The 20,866-nt window shown below is 65.2% G+C and carries 11 protein-coding genes; 4 read left to right on the plus strand and 7 right to left on the minus strand.

All coding sequences use genetic code 11. From position 1 onward, the window contains the following. Window positions 1-13: 13 nt before the first annotated feature. From AC1DQR_RS34730 to AC1DQR_RS34745, 4 genes are all read right to left on the minus strand, one after another. On the minus strand, window positions 14-3,856 hold the full coding sequence (locus tag AC1DQR_RS34730; protein ID WP_416051705.1) for a response regulator: 3,843 nt from the start codon (window positions 3,854-3,856) through the stop codon (window positions 14-16). Next, the gene (locus tag AC1DQR_RS34735) at window positions 3,853-5,019 is read right to left on the minus strand and encodes a response regulator (protein WP_477134677.1); all 1,167 of its coding nucleotides are present in this window, start codon (window positions 5,017-5,019) and stop codon (window positions 3,853-3,855) included. Before AC1DQR_RS34735 ends, AC1DQR_RS34730 begins: the two co-directional genes overlap by 4 nt. Window positions 5,020-5,739: 720 nt before the next feature. Continuing rightward, window positions 5,740-7,377 carry a methyl-accepting chemotaxis protein gene (locus tag AC1DQR_RS34740; protein ID WP_416051704.1) on the minus strand — a complete coding sequence of 546 codons (1,638 nt, stop codon included), beginning with the start codon at window positions 7,375-7,377 and terminating at the stop codon, window positions 5,740-5,742. A gap of 384 nt (window positions 7,378-7,761) precedes the next feature. Continuing rightward, window positions 7,762-9,375, minus strand: a complete 1,614-nt coding sequence (locus tag AC1DQR_RS34745) for an EAL domain-containing protein (protein WP_416051703.1) — start codon at window positions 9,373-9,375, stop codon at window positions 7,762-7,764. Between the two features lie 473 nt (window positions 9,376-9,848). On the opposite strand from AC1DQR_RS34745, the gene AC1DQR_RS34750 reads away from it, so the two are divergent. The 3 genes from AC1DQR_RS34750 to AC1DQR_RS34760 all read left to right on the plus strand — a co-directional run bounded on the left by AC1DQR_RS34750 (window position 9,849) and on the right by AC1DQR_RS34760 (window position 14,479). Continuing rightward, window positions 9,849-10,688: a tetratricopeptide repeat protein gene (locus AC1DQR_RS34750; RefSeq protein ID WP_477134678.1), complete on the plus strand. Its 840-nt coding sequence runs from the start codon at window positions 9,849-9,851 to the stop codon at window positions 10,686-10,688. Between the two features lie 709 nt (window positions 10,689-11,397). Beyond that, window positions 11,398-12,441, plus strand: a complete 1,044-nt coding sequence (locus AC1DQR_RS34755; RefSeq protein ID WP_416051701.1) for a transporter — start codon at window positions 11,398-11,400, stop codon at window positions 12,439-12,441. Window positions 12,442-12,490: 49 nt separating this feature from the next. Continuing rightward, complete coding sequence (locus tag AC1DQR_RS34760) at window positions 12,491-14,479, plus strand: alkyl/aryl-sulfatase (protein ID WP_477134679.1); 1,989 nt, start codon at window positions 12,491-12,493, stop codon at window positions 14,477-14,479. A gap of 23 nt (window positions 14,480-14,502) precedes the next feature. Here the strand turns inward: AC1DQR_RS34760 and AC1DQR_RS34765 are convergent, their stop codons facing one another. The 3 genes from AC1DQR_RS34765 to AC1DQR_RS34775 are packed head-to-tail and all read right to left on the minus strand — an operon-like array spanning window position 14,503 to window position 18,885. Next, a complete protein-coding gene (locus AC1DQR_RS34765; protein WP_477134680.1) occupies window positions 14,503-16,095 on the minus strand; it encodes a hypothetical protein in 1,593 nt (530 codons plus the stop codon). Further along, window positions 16,073-17,350: an ATP-grasp domain-containing protein gene (locus tag AC1DQR_RS34770; protein WP_477134681.1), complete on the minus strand. Its 1,278-nt coding sequence runs from the start codon at window positions 17,348-17,350 to the stop codon at window positions 16,073-16,075. The genes AC1DQR_RS34765 and AC1DQR_RS34770 overlap by 23 nt, the downstream gene beginning before the upstream one ends. Further along, window positions 17,347-18,885 (minus strand): pyridoxal phosphate-dependent decarboxylase family protein, encoded by a 1,539-nt coding sequence (locus AC1DQR_RS34775; protein WP_477134682.1) that lies wholly within the window; start codon window positions 18,883-18,885, stop codon window positions 17,347-17,349. The genes AC1DQR_RS34770 and AC1DQR_RS34775 overlap by 4 nt, the downstream gene beginning before the upstream one ends. A gap of 280 nt (window positions 18,886-19,165) precedes the next feature. On the opposite strand from AC1DQR_RS34775, the gene AC1DQR_RS34780 reads away from it, so the two are divergent. Further along, window positions 19,166-20,572 carry an MFS transporter gene (locus tag AC1DQR_RS34780; protein WP_416051695.1) on the plus strand — a complete coding sequence of 469 codons (1,407 nt, stop codon included), beginning with the start codon at window positions 19,166-19,168 and terminating at the stop codon, window positions 20,570-20,572. Window positions 20,573-20,866 lie beyond the last annotated feature (294 nt).

Below are 20,866 nucleotides of genomic sequence, written 5' to 3' on the forward strand. Positions count from 1 at the left end.
GCCGAGGCCGCCCCTAGGGCGCGACGACGCCATCCAGCGTGGCCAGCGCCGCCACGTAGTCGTAGCGCTCGACTTGCGCCTGCAGCCGCTGGCAGCCATCGGCGGACAGCAGGCGGGTAAAGACGTCCCGGTAGCGGGCAAAGGTGTTGTTGGCCGCGCTGTCGCCCTCTTCCAGCTGTTCGCGCAGTAGCTTGAGCACGGCCTCCTGCGTGACATCGGGATCCGCATGGGGGCCGGACGTATCCGGCGCGCCGCCATCCAACGCTGCGGGCCCGGTTGGCAGGTGCGTGCGCAAGGTCGCCAGCAATGGCGGGAAGCTGGTGCGCAAGGCAGCCAGCAGCGTGACGGGGTCGGGGCGCCCGGGCGCGTGAGGAAGCTGCAGGCTCGCCTCCAGCGTAGCCGCCGCGCACGAGATCGGCATGGCACCAAGATTGGCGGCCAGGCCCTTGAGCGAGTGCGCGAGCGACAATGCGCCGTCGCGGTCGCCGCAGGCCAGCCGCTCGCCGATCCGGTCCGGCATGTCGGCGTAACCGCTGGCAAAACGCTCAAGCAACTGCCGGTAGACTTCCGCGCGGCCGCTGACGCGGCCCAGGCCGCCGCCGACGTCAAGATGCGGTGAGCTTGCCAGCGCGTCCACCCAGGCCGGCCGGGACCCGGCTGACGGGGCCGCGTCATCGCCGCCCGGCACCGCCAGCCACTGGCGCAGCATGGCATAGAAGGCCGGCGGGCTGATCGGCTTGGCGATATGGTCGTTCATGCCGGCCGCCAGGCAGCGCGCTCGGTCTTCCGGCAACGCGTTAGCCGTCATCGCCACCACCGGCAGGCTTGCGAACTTCTCTTGCTCGCGGATGTGCCGGGTGGCTTCGAACCCGTCCATCACGGGCATCTGCACGTCCATCAGGACCAGGTCGTAAGCGCCGGACTGGAGCAGGTGCAGCGCCACGGCGCCGTTCTCGGCCGTATCGGGATAGATGCCCGCGGCCTGCAGCAAGTGAACCGCGACCTCGCGGTTGATGTCGTTGTCTTCTACCAGCAGCACGCGCGCGCTCGGCAGCTCCGGCATGGCGTCGAGCGCCGCTGAATGCGGCTCAGCCGCCTCCGGTGGCGCGTCATTGTCCGGGGACAGCGTGCGCACCGTCGCCTCCAGCAGCAGCGATGCGCTCACCGGCTTGATCAACGTCGCGTCAAAGCCCGATCGCTCGCCCTCGCGCAAGACTTCCTCGCGGCCATGGGCGGTAATCATGACGCGGCGCGGGCGCGGGTGGCGCAGGCGCATGGCATCGATATGGCGAGCGGTCTCGATGCCGTCAAGGCCAGGCATCTTCCAGTCGATGAACACGGCCTGGTAGGGATCGGCGGCTTCGTCGGCCTGGGCGATCCTTGCCAGGGCGGCCCGGCCGGAACCCGCCTCGTCCACGCGGAAACCAAAGTTGCGCAGCATGGCAATGATGACCTGGCGGGCGTAGTCGTGATCGTCCGCCACCAGCAGGCGGCAGCCCGCCAGTTGTGGCGCGACCATGGCGCTGGCAGGCCGCTTCTTGCCCGCCAGCAGGTCCAGCTCGAACCAGAAGTTGCTGCCCTTGCCCGGCGTGCTTTCGACCCCGAGGGTGCCGCCCATCAACTCCACCAAACGGCGGCAGATGGCCAGGCCCAGGCCGCTGCCGCCGTAGCGCCGGGTAGTCGAGGCGTCGGCCTGCTCGAAACTCTGGAACAGGCGCGCGCAGATCGCGGGGTCGATGCCGATGCCGGTGTCGCGCACCTCGAAGCGCAAGCGGATGCGGGGCTGGCATTGCCCGTCGCCGTGGCGCTCGACGCGTATGACGATTTCACCCTGGTGCGTGAACTTCACCGCGTTGTTGGCGAAGTTGATCAGGATCTGGCGCAAGCGCAGCGGATCGCCGCGCAGCGAGTCCGGCACGTCCGGGGCGACTTCGACGATCAGCTCGAGGTGCTTGGCAACGGCCCGCTCGGCCACCAGGTCGCTCACCGTGCGCAGCATCCGCTCCAGCGAAAAATCGATCCGTTCGATCTCCAGCTTGCCGGCCTCGATCTTCGACAGGTCCAGGATGTCATCGATGATCTCGAGCAGATGCTGGCCGGAATGCTGGATCTTTTCCAGGTAGCCGCGCTGCTTGTCGTCGAGCCGCGTGCGCAGCGCCAGATGCGCCATGCCGATCACCGCGTTCATCGGGGTACGGATCTCATGGCTCATATTGGCCAGGAAGCTGGCCTTGGCATGCGCGGCGCTCTCCGCGGCCTGCTTGGCCACGACCAGTTCGGCATTGGTCTCGGCGAGCTCGCGCGTACGTTCCTCGACGCGGCGCTCCAGCGTCTGGGACAGCGAGGTCAGCCGGTTGTTGGCCTCGACCTGCTCCGTGATATCGATGCCCACCGCGCCGACCCCCACCACCTCATGGGTAGCCGGGTTACGCACCGGGAAACGCGTCACCTGGAGATGGCGCTCGCCATGGGGCGTCTCCAGCGCATAGATGTGCTCTTCGGCCTTGCCCGAGGACATCACGCGCGCCTCCATGTCCCGGCGTGCCCGTGCGACTTCAGGATTGGAGCCGAAATCCCAATCGGACCTGCCCAGGACTTCGCCCTCGCTCGCGCCGAGCAGCGCCTGCATGGCCGGGTTAAGGGCCAGCATGGCGTGATCGCGGTCCTTGAGCGACATCATGGCGGGCGAGTGCTCGAGCATCGCGCGCATCCTTTCCTGGCTCTCCGCCAGGCGCCTGCCGTCCCGCCGCGCGATCCACGTGGCGGTGCCGATCAGCAGCAGGATGATGGCCGTCAGTGCCGCCAGCACGTCGCGGGTAAACAGGTACGGGGCGAACGCTTCGCCCATGTCCTGCTCCACGATCAAGCCCATCTCCAGGCCGGGGACCCAGATGCCTGCGCCCGCGGCCCGCTGGCCACGGTAGTCGGCATAGTCGTAGGCAAGCACAGAGGCATGGTCGCGCAGCAAGCGCTCGGCAACCAGGGTCAGCGGGCCGCCCGGCTGGGCGCTACCCCCGTCCTTGCCGCTTTGGCCAGGGACCCGGGCCCATACATTGAGCATGGATGCGGTGCCCGGCGCCAGCCGGCCCTTGGCCTCGAGCTCCGGACCGAAGCGGCTGGGAGACACCAGCCGGCCCCTGGCGTCGATGGCGTAAAGCTCACCGGTGCGGCCGAACTGGCCGGCCGCAATGATCGGCAGCATCACGGCACCGGGATCCAGCCGCAGGCATAGCACGCCAATGGCGCGTCCCGCGTCCAGCAGCCGGGCGCACACCACCTGGAACGGCAGGTCCACCAGCGTGCCCCATGGGTCCCGGGTTCGCTCCGGCGCAGGATAAGGCGGCGAGGCCGCGCTGCCCTCTTCCAGCGCCCGCCGGGCCGTCTGGGCAGGTTCCGGCAAGAGCAGGCGGCCGGTGCGCCCCGGCAGCTCCGACGCCACGATCTTGAGGTCCGGCGTAGCCAGGACATAGCCGAGGTAGCCGCCGCTCTGAAAGACCGGGGTCACCCAGCGTTCGAACCTGGCCACCGCCTCGCCATCCGGCAACGGCTGGCCTGGCGCCAAGAGCAGCGGGCGCGCGAAGCTGAGTGCCTCCGGCAGGCGCGCAATCCGCTCGGCGCGCCGCTGTTGCTCGCCACTCCAGAGCCCCAGCAGCCGCGCGTTCGTCGCCAGCATCGACTCCACGCGCATGCCCAGGTTGGCCCGGTCGTTCTCGTACACCAGCTGGGCGGCGCCGCCGGCCAGCAGGCAGACTGTCACCACCAGCAGCACGGGATAGACGTAGCGCCGCAGACCGGCGCGCGTGGCCACCCGCCTGCGCCAGGCCGCCAGCAATCCAGAGCCGGATGCGGCCATCATGCTTGCGGCGTGGTGGCGGGATAGCCGTTGGCGGCCAGCAATGCTGCCTCGCGCGCATGGTCCGCGTCGGTGTCCGCGTAGCGCTGGGATATGGCCAGGAACTCAGGCGCGATGGCCAGGAACGCGTCCACCATGTCCGGATCGAAATGGCTGCCGCGTCCTTCGCCGATCATCCTTACCGCCTGCTCGTGCGGAAATGCGGGCTTGTAGACACGCCGGCTGATGAGCGCGTCGTAGACATCGGCRAYCGCCATSAGGCGCGCGGASACMGGAATCGCATCKCCCGACAACCCKTCSGGGTAGCCGCTGCCRTYCCAYTTCTCCTGGTGATAGTGCGCAATCTCSCGYGCGTAGCGCAGGAAGGAGTTAGGGGTGCCGCACTGGGCCTCGGCATGCGCAATGGCATCACGCCCCAGCGTGGTGTGGGTCTTCATGACCTCGAACTCTTCGGCGGTCAGCTTGCCGGGCTTGAGCAGGATGCGATCGGGGATGCCGACCTTGCCGATGTCATGCAGCGGGGCCGACTTGAACAACAGCTCGATGGTCTCGTCGTTGAGCTCGTCGCAAAAGCGAGGATGGTGGCGCAGCGCCTGCGCCAGGCGGCGCACGTAGTGCTGGGTGCGCCGCAGGTGGTTGCCGGTTTCGTTGTCGCGCGTCTCCGCCAGGGATGCCATGGCCATGATGGTGACATCCTGGATCACCGAGATCTCCCGCAGGCGCCGCTGCACCTCCTGCTCCAGGTAGGCCGACTTGTCCCGGAGAAAATCCCTGGCGTTCTTGAGGGTGAGATGGGTGGCGATGCGCGCGTGCATCACCAACGGGCTGAGCGGCTTCATGATGTAGTCCACCGCGCCCACCTGGAACCCGCGCGTCTCGTCGTGCTCGCCGGTACGGGACGTCAGGAAGATCACCGGCACGTCCATGGTGGCCGGGTTCGCCTTGAGCTGCCGGCACGCTTCGTAGCCGTCCATGTCCGGCATCATCACGTCAAGCAAGATCAGGCTTGGCGGCGCCGCCGTGGCGATGCGCACCGCCGCACTGCCCGAGGTCGCCACCTTCACCCGATAGCGATCCTGAAGCAACGCGGCCATCATCGCGATGTTTTCTGGAAGATCATCCACCACAAGAATCGTGGGCTGGGCGTCGGAATTATCAGAGCGCATGGGGAGATTCAGGTCGGGATACTTGCCGGGCAGGCAAGATGACGGCGTTTCCGGCGCGCTTCGAAAGACATACCGTCATATTGCGTTGACATAGCGGATTACTCGCACCGGTTCGCTTTTCGCCCGGGCTAGGCCACAGATTGCACGGGACGCAACAACCCCAGGCGCATCCCGGCCCCTGTCTTGCCATAACGGACATCTTGCGCCGCAATTCAGCCCCCTCTTGCGGAGGGGATCAAGTATTGGCATCCGCTGCCGTTAACCACGCTCCGGGCGGGCATCGAGGCTCGTCTTTCGCTGAATCGAAGCAACGGCCGCATTGTCATGGGTTCCCGCTGGATCGGAAAGAGTAAAAATACTCTCCCCCTCCCCTAGTCCTTCCCCTGGCAACGGATGCGAATACAGGGTGTGTGAACTGAGTAATTCCACTCTTTCGCGGCAGCCATCGCCAAGCCATCATGAGGCATGGAATCTCATCAGCTAACTGTTCGCCACACCTTGCGCATCGACCAGTGGATGACGGCGGTGGGCAACGGCGAAACCTCACCGGCGTATGACGACTGGTTAAGCGGCGTGCTCAATGAGCTCGCGCCCGGGCTGCCGGAGCACGCAATATCGATCGTGACCCGGGAAGGCAAGAACGATCAATGTGCCAGCGGCACCCGGAATGACTCCGGGGCGCTGGCCACGCCAGCCACATCCGGGAACGCAAGCGCGCGCTCAGGCCACTGCTGCGGAGCGCTGGCGGCGTGCTTCCCGGCCGCTCGCCGGTGCATGCGGCCGCCCAGCGCCGCCGGCCCCCGGCAGGCGGAAGAACGCCACCACCTCGTTGAGCTCCTGGCCCTGTTCCTGCAGCGCACGCGACGCGCTGGCGGCTTGTTCCACCATGGCAGCGTTCTGCTGGGTCACCTGGTCCATCTGCGAGATCGCCTGGTTCACCTGCTCGATGCCGCGGCTTTGTTCCATCGACGCGCTGGCAATGTCTTCCACGATGCTGCTCACGCGCGCGACCGCCTTGGTCACCGAGTTCATGGTCTGCCCGGCTTCGCCCGCCAGCGTGGAGCCGTCCTGGATCTGCTGGAGCGAGCCCGCGATCAGTTCCTTGATCTCCTTGGCGGCGCTTGACGAGCGCTGCGCGAGGCTGCGCACCTCGCTGGCCACCACGGCAAAGCCGCGGCCTTGCTCACCGGCGCGGGCAGCTTCCACCGCGGCGTTGAGCGCGAGGATATTGGTCTGGAAGGCGATGCCTTCGATCATGCCGGTGATGTCGGCTATCTTGGTAGAGCTGGCGCTGATGCCCTGCATCGTATCGACCACGCGGCCAACCGCCGTGCTGCCGCTCTGCGCGATATCGGCGGCTTCCCGGGCCAGTTCGTTGGCTTGCCTGGCGTTCTCGCTGCTCAGGCGTACGGTGGTGGTCAGCTCTTCCATGCTAGCGGCGGTTTCCTCGAGCGATGCCGCTTGCTCTTCGGTGCGCTGGCTCAGGTCCGCATTGCCCGCGGCGATCTCCGCCGACGCGCCGGCGATGCTTGCGCTGCTCTGGCGCACGCGGGAAACGATCTCCGTCAGGCGCTCGTTCATGTCGCGCAGGGCCGACAGCAGGCGGCCTGTCTCGTCCCGCGCCACTACGGCAATCTGGCTGCCCAGATCACCGCGCGCTACCGTTTGCGCCACGTCCACGGCCGTTTGCATGGGCCGGGTGATGGAGCGCGTGATCAGCAGGCCGCCCACCGCGGCGAGCACCACGGCGGCAATGGACATGACGATCAGCAGGTTGCGCTGCGCGGCATAGTCCTCCTCCAGCTTGCGCACCGTATCGACCTGGCGGCCTTTGGTGAACTCAGTATAGGCATCGGTCGCCTTGACCAGCGCCCCCAGCAAGGGGCGGCATTCGTCGTTCATCTTGAGGATGGCCTCGTCGCGCTTGGCGGCGAGCGCGAGGTCCACGATGGCGATGGCCACGGGACCATAGCGCGACTCCACGCGATCGATCTCGCGCACCAGGTTGCGCGCGGTGTCACTGGCGTCGCTGTTGCCCGACACCATGTCCTTGAGCTTTGCCAGCTGCGCCTGCACATCGTCATGCGCGCGCAATGCGGCCGCCTTCTCCAGGGCCAGGTCCTCGGGCCTGGTGACAAGAACCAGGTTGCGCGCCGCGATGGCGCGCCGGTCGACAGCGGTCCGCACCTGCGCGGCGACTTCGGCGCGTGCGTTGATGCCATGCAGGTAGCGGGAAAAGCCGTCCGTGGCCTGGCTCAGCGCGCGTAGCGACAAAGCGGAAATGGATAGCGCGATGAGGGCTAGCAGGCTAAAGCTCAGCACGAGCTTACCCTTGATGGTCAGGCTGTTGAAGTTCACGATTTGATCCCCTTGTCCCGTTGGGACGTTGGCGCTGCGGAATGGTCCATGCGTCATGGCTTGAATCGCCAATGCGAACCGTTGCGCTGCAATCCCGTTCCCGCCTTTCCTATTTGTGATGATCTGGGCGATCGTCTTCGCGTCGCGCCGTCTTGTTATGGCCTAAACAGCACAATTCCGAATGCATACGGAACCATGCTGCAGAATGGCTAACGGCAAGAAATCGGAAGATATCCCCCCTCCTGGAGAGGGGGCAGGTTTTATGGAATTTGGCGCAAGTAGCGCCGGGGCCGCTTTGCGTTGCGCAAGCGGGTGTTAATGGGGAGCGTTAAGGTCTCAACAAGCAAGCGGCGTGGTGCCACCCGCCGGTTGAATCCGCAGGTCTCAACCCGGCAATGGGGCCGGCATGGTCTCCGGGGCGGCCTCGGTGACACGGGGACGGTTGTGGCGCCATGCAGCCAACTCACCCGCCCCCAACGGCGCAGCGAACAGATAGCCTTGCGCCCAATGCACGCCGTGCCGTCGCAGGTAGGCGGCCTGCACCTCGTTCTCGATCCCCTCGGCGGTCAGCTCCAGATGCAGCCGCTGGCCCAGGCTGATGATGGTGTCGAGCACCACGGCGTTGACGGAGTCCGTGCCGATGCCCATGACGAACGAGCGATCGATCTTGAGGAAATCGGCATGGAGCTGTTCAAGGTAGGACAGCGAACTCTGCCCCGTGCCGAAGTCGTCGAGCGCCCAGAGCACACCCAGCGCGCGCAGGTGCGCGATATTGCGTTGCACCTGCTCGTCGTTCGGCAGCGCTTCGCGCTCGGTCACCTCCAGGACCAGCAATGGCCCGTCGGGGCCGAGCTTGCCCAGGAGCCGCTGCACATCATCGACGAATCCGGGCGTCGCCAGGTGGGAAGCGCTGACATTGACACCAATGTGGTCACGCGGCCCCAGCCCCAAGCGTGGCAAGTCGGCGGCCACCAGATCGAAGATATGCCGAGTCAGGTCGCCGATGACGCCATTGTCTTCCGCCAGCGGGATGAAGATGTCCGGCCGGATATTGCCCCGGCCGGGCCGGTGCCAGCGGACCAGGGCCTCGAGCCCGCTGCACTCCCCCGTGGCCAACCGGATGACCGGCTGGTAGACCATGTGGAACTCGCGCTGGCGCATGCCTCGGTAGATCTCGTTGACCAGGGACAAGCGCCGCCTGCAGAACAGATGTGCCAGGTATCCCGAGAACAGCGCCGCCAGTACCAGGAAAGGCGCGTAGTGACGCCACAGTTCATGGCGGTAAGCGGTGATCAGCGCCGGTGCGACCGCGACGCGCACCTCGATGGGAAAAGCGGCAGACTTGGCCAGCTTCATGCTGTTCCGGTAGCGCGGGCCGGTTGGCGTCGCCAACGGCGCACCGGTCGGCAACTGGCGCAGCGAGTCGCTGAGCAGGATCTGGACCTGGAACTGGCCGCTGTACGAGGCGGCTGCCTGAATGTCCAGCAGATACTGCCCGTCGATCACGGCCAGCACGCCCGAGCCGTTGCCGATGCCTCGCGAGACGATGACCGCGGGCCGGTCCGGGACCAGGGAGGTGCCCGCGCTCGGGGTGATCCGCGGCCCCAATGGCAAGCTGGTCATCGCGTCGAATGCCAGGGTGAGCGGGATGTCATTGACCTTGCCCAGGACCGGCGAGCAGTAGAGCTTCTCTTGATGGACCAGGATGAGCGAGCGGAAATACGGACTCAGGGTGCTCATCCGCGTGAGTTCGCCGATCACCTCCTGGCATGGCTTGCCGAGCAGCGCCATGGATTTGTCGACATTGGCGGTGACCACGCCGAGGATGTTGTCCATCTGCTTCTGGATCGCCACCGCCGTGACCAACGCTTCGCCGTCGGCGCGTTGCCTTCCCTGCAGGAATACCAGCGGCACCATGACGAGTGCGGGAATCAGCATGGCTGCCAGCACGATTGCCAGGTGCCAGTATTGCTCACGCCAAGGCTTGATGATCTGCACGTTCGATGCTCCTGCGCGTGACGTGCAGTCGGGGGGCCATGTTTAGGTACCCCATACCTGGTGACGTGCCCGCGCTACGGTGTGATTGATGTGTACTCGTCCAGGCCCGCCATGCGTCCAGGTCCCACCTTCAGCACTACAACCGCTGCAATCCAGGTCGATTTCCCGATGATCTTGTGTTTGTCTCGCGAGCGTTCCCTTTGCCTTGCTGCATCCTGGCCGGGGCCCTCATTTTTAGTACAAATCCTAAATTTAGAAGATAGATCTTACAATAAGGCATCGCTTGGGCGGCGAATTCCATGAGCACCGCCACCTCTCTCGCATTGATGTCGGTGCAGTGACTGGCCCGGGGAATAGCGATCGATTCCGCTCGAAGGGATCGGTTGCAGCCGACGCTTGCATTTTAGGACTTGTCCTATTCTATTGACGGCATGCCACCAGTAAGCTGGCGCCTTGCCTTACCGAGAAGCGAAATGAAGCACAACGAAACACGCCGTACCTTGACGCTCGGACTCGCGGCCATTTCCATGGCCGCGGGCAGCGCCTGGGCTGGCGAGGCCGAGGACCTGTACGCGGCGATGATCAGTGGCAAGTGCGAGCCCGCCACCACCACCTTGCAAGCGCGCGCCAAAGCTGGCGTGGCCGCGGCCCAGGGCCATCTGGGCATTGCCTATGTCCGCGGCGCCTGCGTCAAGGAGGACATGCAGGCGGGCGTGGCTTGGCTGCGCAAGGCCGCCGAGCAGGGCGACGCGGATTCGCGCAATGAGCTTGGTAGTCTCTATTCGACGGGCAACGGCGTGCCCAAGGACTTTGCGCAGGCGAGGCGCTGGTTCCGCCTGGCGGCCGAGCAAGGCTACGGGCCGGCCCAGTACAACCTGGCGCTCCAGTACCACTTCGGAGAAGGCGGCCCGGTGGATGATCGCGAGACGGTCAAATGGCTGCGCAAGGCGGCCGTGCAGGGCCTTGCGGATGCGCAGGCGAACCTGGGCGGCATGTTGATCAAAGGCGAAGGCGTGGTCCTGAGCAACAAGCGCGAAGGCGTGCAATGGCTGCGCAAGTCCGCCATGCAAGGCCACCCCACCGGCCAGAACAACCTGGCGGCGGCCTACGAGAATGGCTTGGGCGTGGCGCGCAACATGGTGCTGGCCTACGCCTGGGTGCTGCTGTCGACCCGCGAGGCCGAGCCGGGTTCGGAAGACATGGCGCTGCGCACCGGAATGGCTGCGGAACTGACCGCCAAACAGCGGGCCGAGTCCGAGCGGCTGGCGCGCGAGTGGAGGGTGGGACAAGACCTCACGACCACGATGCCCTGAGCGGAGGATGCGCCGTGGCAAACCATCGACCATCGTCGAATGGTTTCTGCATCAACGTCTTGGCAAGTTCAACGGGTTCGCCCCCTAGGCCTGCCTGCGGCTCCGGCTCGCTCGCACTGCTGATTATCCGTTCAATCGCGTTGATGAACGGCTGCCCTGGGCCATAGCCGATCGGCCTTTTGCGCCTGTAACTCTTACCCAAGAAAATGTACCTGCTTCCGCTATCGCTATCCCTGATTGCACTCAGTTCCGGCTGCGCTTTGACGCCCGAATCCATGATCCGGTCTCAGCTTGACGAGGCGGTGGCGAAGGCGGAGAGCATGGCAGTCACTGACTCCGGAGATAGGGGCGACTGCAAAGCGCCCCCCAAGACCTGGCGTGCACCAATCCACTCGCTATCGCAGGATATCCGCGTACAAAGATGCGAGACCGTCTACTACTATTTCGCCACCTACGCACAATTTGTGGGAGACGCCTACCCAATCGCCTTTGCGCCGAGCATCGCTTTCGTTGGGTCCGAGGATCTTCTCACGGGTGAAAAAAGAATGGCCGACTAGCCATGCGCCGGCGGCCGTGGGGCATCGCTTTAATGCCCCTCTTCCGGGCTTCAAGCTCGCAGTCATTTATCCAAGCTCGCCGTCACACATCAGCCGGTCATCCACCGATGATCATTTATTGCGTTTCACTTCGCATCAGATTGGGAGCATTCATGCGAAAAGGCATTACCCCAGCCGTTCGTTCCGTACGCCGCGCGCTGGGAAAACGAGCAATAAAATGCGGCAAGAACTTAACGAGCGCACGCACTTCGCGCAGGCCTGCATGGCAAGGCTATCTCGACGCCGTACGGTTGAACCCCTCGGCCGCGGCGTTATTGTTTGGCCTGCTGCCTGGCATTGCGGCTGCCGACGGCGCACGGGACTGGATGAATCTCCCGATCGACACGAATCTGGTCTATCTCTACTACAACCATGTTCAGTCCAACACGCAACTGGACACGACCCTTCCCGTGCAGGGGGTCAACGCCACCATGAACATGGCGTTGGTCCGCTATGCATATTCCTTTCCGGTGGCAGGCAAGACCGGTGGCATCCAGTTCCTGCTGCCCTACAGCTGGGCAAGCGCCAACATCGATAGTTCCATTGCCCCGCTGGCGTCGCGGGAGTTCAGCAAGAACGGCACGGGTGACCTGACCGTTGTGCTCGCAGCCAACCTGTTTGGCGCACCGGCACTGACTCGGGAGGCATTTGCAAAGGCCACACCAGAGACGCTTCTCACCTCGGCAGTCTTCCTTACCGTCCCCATCGGGCAATATGACCGGAGCAAGCCGGTCAACTTCGGTGGAAATCGTTGGGTGGTCAAGCCACAGCTCGCATTCAACTACCCTTTTGGCAAGTCAATGCTGTCCGTCAATGGCAATGTCTCGTTCTACACCGAGAACGGCGAGTACTTCCAGCCGGATGGTCACGGAAAGCTACAGCAAGCGCCGTTAGGAACGCTGGAAGCGCACTACAGTTACAGCTTCAACCGCGCGCTGTGGGCGGCGGTGGACATGGTCTACAGCAACGGGGGGCAGACCAGAATCAACGGCATCAAGCAAGACAATGCGCAGAACACGCTCAAGCTTGGTGTCAGCGGAAGTTTCAATTTCACCCCTACGGATGCCGTGGCGGCTTCCTTCCTCAAGACCGTCAGCACGCCGGCAGGGGCCGCAAATGTGAAGGTCCTGTCCATCAACTACAACCACGCGTGGTAGTAGTCGACATCCTTGCTGTGAATACCCATAACAAGAAGAAGCGATAAACATGAAGAACAGACTTGGTCCTCAGCGACGCCTGCTGGCAATGGCGTTCGCCCTGGCGAGCACCCCGGCACTCCTTTACGCGCAATCCGCCCCGGCGCCTGGCAAACCTGCCACGGACCGGACCCGGCAAGCCAACGCCGCGGTGCTCAAGGCACTTCCGTTCAACGACCGGACCGACTTCGAATCGGCCCAACGCGGGTTTATCGGCACCACACCTGACCTTGTCATTCAGGCGGGGAATGGCAAGCACGCTGCCTGGAACCTGCCGGCGTACGATTTTCTCAAGGCTGAGACGGCGCCCGACACCATCAATCCCAGCCTGTACCGTATGGCGCAGCTCAATATGTTCAACGGGCTGTTCGCCGTTGTCGACCGCGTCTACCAGGTACGCGGCTTCGATCTGTCAAACATGACGATTATCGAAGGCGACACCGGACTGATCCTGATCGATCCGTTAATCAGCAGGGAAACCGCGAAAGCCGCGCTTGACCTGTATTACCAGCACCGGCCGCGCAAGCCGGTCGTAGCAGTGATCTACACCCACAGCCACGTGGATCACTATGGCGGCGTCAAGGGCGTCGTGAACGAGCCGGATGTAAAGGCTGGCAAGGTAAGGATCCTGGCGCCCGAGGGCTTCCTGGAAGAAGCGGTCAGCGAGAATATCTACGCCGGTACCGCGATGAGCCGCAGGGCCACGTATATGTATGGGTCGCTACTGCCGCGCGGGCCGCAAGGCCAGGTCGATGGTGGACTCGGCAAGAGTACCTCGCTTGGCGAGGTCACCTTGATCGCCCCCACCGATTCGGTGACAAAGACCGGCGAGACCCGCACGATTGACGGCGTGCAGATGGAGTTCCTGATGGCGCCCAATACCGAAGCGCCCGCGGAAATGCTGATCTGGCTGCCTCAGTTCCAGGTGCTCAACATGGCCGAGGATGCCACGCACACGCTCCACAACCTCTATACGCTGCGCGGCGCCCAGGTGCGCGATGCCAGGGAATGGTGGAAGACCGTCAACGAAGCGGCCAATCGCTATGGCGTGCGCGCCAAGGCCGTGATCGCCCAACACCATTGGCCGACCTGGGGTGACGCCATCGTGCCGTTCCTGGAGAACCAGCGTGACATGTTCAAGTACCTTCACGACCAGACGCTGAATCTTGCCAACCAGGGCTACACGTCGGTAGAAATTGCCGAGATGCTGAAACTCCCCGACAGCATTGGCAAGCAATGGTACAACCGGGACTACTATGGCACGGTCAATCACAACGCCAAGGCGGTCTACCAGCGTTACCTCGGCTGGTATGACTCCAACCCCGCAAACCTGTACAAGCTGCCGCCCACCGAGGCAGCCGTGCGTTACGTGGCGTTCATGGGCGGCGCGAAGAGCGTGATCGACAAGGCCCGGCAATCGTTCAAGGAAGGCGACTATCGCTGGGTGGCGGAAGTGATGAACCACGTTGTCTTTGCCGATCCGGATAACAAGGAGGCGCGCGAACTGGGCGCCGATGCGCTGGAGCAGCTTGCGTATCAAACCGAGAGTCCCACATGGCGTAACGAATTCCTGATGGGCGCCCTGGAATTGCGGCATGGCACCGTCAAGCTACCGGGCGCCGGCGTGGCCTCGGCGGATACGGTGAACGCGATGACCGCCGACATGATCCTGGATTACGCCGGCATCCGCCTGAATGGGAAGAAGGCAGCCGGGAAGACGCTCAATGTCAACTGGATCAATCCGCAGACCAACGAGCAGTACGCGATCGAGCTGCGCAATTCGGTCCTGATCTATACCCTCGGGAAACAGCTTCCCAAGGCGGATGTCACGATCACAACCAACAAGCTCGGCCTGGCCAGCGTGCTGGGCGGGGCCACCACACTGAGCAAATTGTCGCAGGCGGGAGGGGCGAAGGTGGAAGGCGCTGGCGAGAAATTCGACGAACTCGCGGGCATGCTCGACACATTCAAGCCTGACTTCAATATCGTGACGCCGTAATCCGCGAGGAAACGCGATTGCATTTATGAAAAGGCTGTATCCAGCACCGGCGCGACACCAACGTCGCGCGTGGGGGTGTGCACCAGCGCGCAGACCATATCCAGGCATGCCAGGGCCTGGCCGATGAGGTGCCGCTCCTGATCCGGGTCTCGCGCTGCCTGGACTACCAGCCTGGCGCTCATGCACAGCCGCAAGGCGCTGACCGGGACACCTGCCCTGTGGCCGCTGTCCACGGGCTGGCCAAGCTGGTAGGCCACGCCCGCGTCGGCGCTCCCCGGCGCCTGGACCCGGCGAAAGATGGCGGCCGTCTCTTCCCGGCTGAGTGCGGCCCTGCCGCCCGCCGGCTGGCACCGGTACAGCAGAAAGGGGTGAATGGTCTGGATCTCGTCCCAGTGGGATGGCGTGTCCAGCGCGGTGCGGTCAAGCGCCGGCACCGCCAGCGCGGCAAAGGCAGGATCGCTGCCCAGCCTTTGCTGGATGGCACTGGCAAAACGCCGCAGGATGTCAGCGGCTTGCCCGGCCGGCACCGCGAGGAATTCGCGCAGCTCGTGGATCGCGGCCTGCCAGCGCAGCAGCAGGCCAAAGTTCGCATAACTGCCGAGCGCCTGCGCGCTTGCCCAGCCTTGCGGCCATTCCTCGCGCGCGGAGTACAGGCGCAGCTCCGCCGGAACGCCGCGCTCGCGCAGTGTCTTGCCAATTGCCGCGGGCAGCAGCAAGGCGCCGGAAAACGAAGGCCCGGTCACAAACTTGGAGCCGGTCAGCGCCACCATGCAGCCGTTGCGCAGGTAGGCCTGGAGCGTACCCGGCTCAATGCGGAACTGGCAGGCGTCGACCAGGACCTGCACCGCCGAGGGCCAGCGGCGATGCAACGCCGTCACGCACGCAATGCTCGGCGCAATGCATCCGGTCTTGGAAACGTCGATCAGCACCAGCAGCACCTGGCGCCCGTCTTGCACGGCTTGGCTGACGAGCGCCTCGATTTGCGCATCGACCACGCTCGCATCCCGCAAGCTGCCGTCCGCATGGCGGATCGGCACATCGAGGATGTCGCTGGCGCAGGCCTGGCTCAGCGACTCGCCCGGGATGGTGGTACGGCCCAGTGCGTTATAGGTGCTGAAGTGGCGCCCGGCGAGCGCGGCGGCCACGCCGCTGCCGCTCTCGGCCTCGCCGGCCAGGATCACCAGCGGCCGGCCCGGAACGCCCTGAACGCCCGCGTTGCCCGCATCGCTGCCGGCCCCATCGGCCGCCACCCGCGCGGCAACGCGCGCCGCGAGCAGGTGCACATCGGTGCCGGAAGCCGAGAAGACAAGCCCGGTGCCGAGCGCATCGCCTATGCCGCACAGCGCCAGCAACTCGCCGCGCAGCCGGTCCAGCTCGCGGCAGTACAGCTCGGGCGCGCTCTGGTGCGGCAGCGCCGCGGCAAGCCGGTTGCGCAGCGCGTCCACCTCGGCGAACGCGGCGGGAGAAATCCCCGAGGACGTGGAAGAGCCAAAGGGAACCAGCCCCGTTGAGGCGAGCGGCTGGCAACCGTACTTGTTACGGCCGGTCTCCGGATCCAGCGCGATGCGGTGGTCCCCGCCGCTGACCAGCAGGTCAGCCGTCGATGGCAGCGGCATCGTGCGCGTCCACGCGGTCGGCATGGGCCTGGCTGGCGTTGATCAGCATGGTCCGGAACGCCGCGAAGATCTTGTGCATCTGCGGCTGCTTGTACGGGAAGAGGTCAACCGGATCGATATCGTGCACCACCATCGCCGTATCGGCCTCGAACACCAGCAACGCACCATCCGGCGTCTCGGCGCAATCCAGGCCCACGTAATCAAGGCCCAGCCGCGCCTGGATCAGTGCGAGGGCATCCTTGTGGCGCAGCGCGAAGGTGTCGTCGAAGTCGCGCATGATGGCGGCCTCTTCATCCCGCTTGGCCGCGCTCTCGGCCATGCCCGCATTGAGATAGTGGATCATCCAGTGCTCGGAGATACCGACGTGGCACACGTACGCGCGCCCTTCGATCAGCACCAGCCGGTACTTGCGAAACTGGCCGTCATCGTTGCGGTAATCGATGAAGTAAGAGACATAGAAAGCCGGCTCGTCCGTCTGCGCCAGGTAGCCAGCGAGTTCGGCCGCGTCGCCGATCTTCTCCAGGCCCTTGCCGGCATGCGAGCCGAGCGGCCTGACGATGATCGGGAAAGCGCCCTCGCCCAGCACCGACGAGATCGCTGCCTGCCCGGCGGCGATGCCTGCCAGCACCTGGCGATCCACGCGCAGCGTCGGCGGCATGCACACGCCCGGCGCCGAGGCCAGCAACAACGCCGCCCGGTCCCGCGAGAGCTGTTGCAGGCGATCCGGCTGGTTCAGCACCGGGCGCGGCCAGATTGCCGCCAGCGCGCGCAGGTGCTCCAGCACGGGCTGGGTGCGGTCGGATTCGCCCACGGCGATGAACAACACGTCGTGCTCCGGCACGGCCTGCGGCAGCGGGTTTTCCGGCGTGACGTAGAGCGCATCGAGCGCCACGTCGGAGTTGCCCAGCAAGCACTCCAGCGGCGTGTTGGCCATCAGGTCGCCCGACACCATGATGGCCAGCACGCGCAGGCGGGCTTCGCCATCGCGCAAGGTCGGCAAGTGATAGAGCTGGCGCGCCTGCAGCGCCTCGGCCTGCATGGTCATGGCCAGCGCGTGATCGCCGATGAGCTGCAGGACCAGCGAGAGATCCATCAACGCATTGGCATCGTCAGGCTGCGACTGCAGGTGGTTGATCAGCTCGGCGCCGAGCGGGCGCAGGTCCTCGTTCTGATGGGCCGCCCGCAGCAGGTGGCGCAGGCCGATCAGGGTGTCAGGGGCCGGCATCATGTTGGCGGGATCAAGGATTGCGTTCATTGTGGTAGGCCGCTGGCTTCGGGAACGGAGACGGGTGATATGGCGCTCAGCGACCGGCCAAGCGCGAGAGTGGCGTTCAGCAGGACATCGATATCCTGCAGCGCGCTGCGATGATTGAAGAGCGCAACCCGGATCGCAAAGCGAGCGTCGAGCACGGTCGACGAAGGCGCGGCGAGGCCGGATTCCTGCAGGGCGACGACAAGATCGCGGTTGACCTGTTCGATGGCGCCGTTCGCATCGGCATCAACATTGGCATTGGCGCCGATAAAGCGGAAGCAAACGATGTTGAGCGATACCGGCGCCAGCAGCTCAAGCTCCGGCTCGGATTCGATGCGCCGCGCGAGTTCCTGCGCCAGGGTGCAGGTGTGGGCGATCATGCCGCCCAGCCGCTCGGTGCCGTACACCTTGATCGTGAACCAGGTCTTCAGCGCGCGGAAGCCGCGCGACAGGTCCGGCCCGAAATCGCAAGGCCAGGGGGAGCCGGCCGCCATGCCGCGCTCGCCGCGGCTCAGGTACGTGCCCTCGTGCGTGGCAAAGGTGCGCAAGTGCAATTGCCGGTCGCGGACCACAAAGAAGCCGGCGTCATAGGGGACCTGCAGCCATTTGTGGAAATCGAAGGCGATCGAATCCGCCTGCTCGATGCCGCGCAAGCGCGGCGCCAGTTGGGGGCACAGCATGGCCAGGGCGCCAAAGGCACCGTCGACGTGAAAATGCAGTTGCTCCCGGCGGGCAATGCGCGCGATCTCGGCAAGGTCGTCGATGGCGCCCGTATCCACGGTGCCGGCGGTGCCCACCACGAGAAACGGCTGGAAGCCGGCAGCGCGGTCGACAGCGATGGCGGCGGCAAGGCACGCCATATCCATGCGCCCCATCTCGTCAACGGGAATCGAGCGCAGATTGTCTTTACCGAGGCCGGCCAGGTCCATGCCTTGGGCGATGCAGCCATGCGCCCGGGTGGAGGTGTAGGCCGTCAGGCGCCGCGAAGCCTGCGCCATGCCGGTTGACCGCACCCCCGACCCGAGCGCCCGCGTCCGGGCGACCAGCACGCCGGACAGGTTGGCCATGGAGGAGCCGGTCAGGAACAGGCCGCTGGCATCCTCGGGAAAGCCGAACAGCTCGATCACCCAGCGCAGCACCTGCCACTCCACCTCCACCGGGATATGGTCGCGCCCGCCCAGGTTGGCATTGAGCCCGGCCGCCAGCATTTCCGCCAGCATCCCGACCGGCGTGCCGCCGCCGTGCACCCAGCCCATGAAGCCGGGATGCGCATTGCCCACGGCAAACGGCAGGATGCTATCCATGAAGGTCTCATGCACCTGGTCCAGCCCGCTGCCCGCACGGGGCAGCGGCTCGCGGAAGCTGGCGCGCACCGCGTCGGGAATCGGCTGCCAGACCGGGCGGGCGCGGATGCCCTGGAGGTGGTCCAGCATATCGTCGAGCATGCTGTGCCCCTGCGCCCTCAGCGCGCTCCAGTCGACGGGATCGAGACTGGTGGGGACTGGCTGCCAGCTGCCCTGGGTGGTTGGTGTTGACATGGCTAATGGCGGTCCGGAAAACGCTGCGTCCCCATGGGAGGTGCGGTTCGCGACCTGGTTTCCGGGACATCGTGCCGGGGATCATAGCGCTGGGCCAGCAGGGCATTTGGTGGAGTACGGCGGGTTTTCCGCCCTATTTCTCTGCGACCGAAAAACAACACTGCCGGCGCCGCCTTACCACATTCCGATCATTTGCAAGCGCCGCTCCGCGAGACGATAATTGTGTCGTCAAGCATCTCAAGCATTGCTCGCGCCACTCCTTCAGCCGCCGCCCTCCCTCATGCAGCCACACCAAGGCCTACCCTATCCCCAACGCTCCTGGGCCATCCTCACCGTGTTTTGCGGCCTGATCATGGCCGTGCTCGATGGCTCGATCGCCAATATCGCGCTGCCCTCGATCTCGCGCGAGCTGGCGGCGGACCCGTCCAGCACCATCTGGGTGGTCAACGCCTACCAGCTCACCGTCACGGTGTGCCTGCTGCCACTGTCCTCGCTGGGCGACATCCTTGGCTACAAGCGCGTGTACCGCAGCGGCCTGGCGATATTCCTGGCGGGCTCGCTGTTGTGCGCGCTGTCGCCCAACCTGCCGGTGCTGGTGGCCGCGCGGGTGCTGCAGGGCATCGGCGGCGCCGGCATCATGAGCGTGAACACGGCACTGGTGCGCTTTATCTATCCGCCCACCAAGCTGGGCCGGGGCATCGGGCTGAACGCGCTGGTGGTGGGCATCACCATTGCCGTGGGGCCCTCGGTGGGCGCGCTGATCCTGTCGGTGGCGAGCTGGCCGTGGCTGTTCGCCATCAACGTGCCGGTGGCGATCTTCGCGCTGGCACTGGCCCGCACCGCGCTGCCGGCGACGCCGCCCCAGCCGCGCAGCTTCGACTATCGCAGCGCGCTGCTCTCGGCCGTGGTCTTTGCCTTGTTCATCCTGGGCGTGGACGGCGCGGGCCACGCGCAATGGCGCCCCGCCGCCGCCGCCGGCCTGGTGGTGGCAGCGTTGCTGGGATGGTGGCTGGTACGCATGCAGCGCGGCAAGCATGCGCCGCTGGTGCCGGTGGACCTGTTCGCCAGCCGCGCCTTCACGCTGGCGGTGGGCACATCCTTCTGCTCCTTCATGGCACAGATGCTGGCCTTCGTGGCGTTGCCTTTCTACCTGGAATACCAGCTTGGCCGCACGCTGCACGAGACCGGGCTGCTGATCACGCCGTGGCCGCTGATGGTGGCCATCATGGCGCCCATCTCGGGACGCCTGTCCGATCGCTATCCCGCCAGCATCCTGGCCGGCATCGGGCTGGCCTTGCTTGGGACCGGGCTGATCGGCCTGGCGACACTGGGGCCGGAAGCGTCCAGCTTTGCCGTGTGCTGGCGCATGGCCATGTGCGGATTGGGATTCGGGTTATTCCAGTCGCCGAACAACCGCGCGATGATTGGCGCTACGCCGCCGGCGCGCAGTGGCGGCGCTAGCGGGGCGCAGGCGACCACGCGGTTGCTGGGGCAGACTACCGGGACAGCTGTTGTGGCGTTGTTGTTTAGTGTTGATGCCAGCGGGGCGGCCCGGGTGGCGCTTTTTGTTGCCGCGGGGGTGGCTTTGGTGGGGGCCGTGGTTAGTTTTAGCCGGTTGCGGAGTGGGAGTGGGAGTGGACCTGCGGTGCGGGTGGGGGTGGGGTTGGCCGCTGAGGCGGATTTGTGATTTTCTTGTTGGTGTTGGATTTTGGGGCCATACGACACCGCCCAGCAGGGGGTTTCGCTGTTTATTTCATCGGCGATGGCGCTTGCACCCAAGAGCCATACGACATCCCCCTGCGGGGGCTGCCGGTCACTCTTCTTTGCGTCGGCAAAGAAGACTAACGAGAAGAAAGCCGAGGTACGACTCACTCACATAGGTAACACTTGAGTTCAAGCACATAGGTAACAGTTTTCTACGCTGCATGGGCGACCCTGAAAGGAGATGCCCATGCCCTGGAGCGAGCTGAAACCCATGGAC

This window comes from Cupriavidus sp. 05L411, from assembly GCF_056398045.1.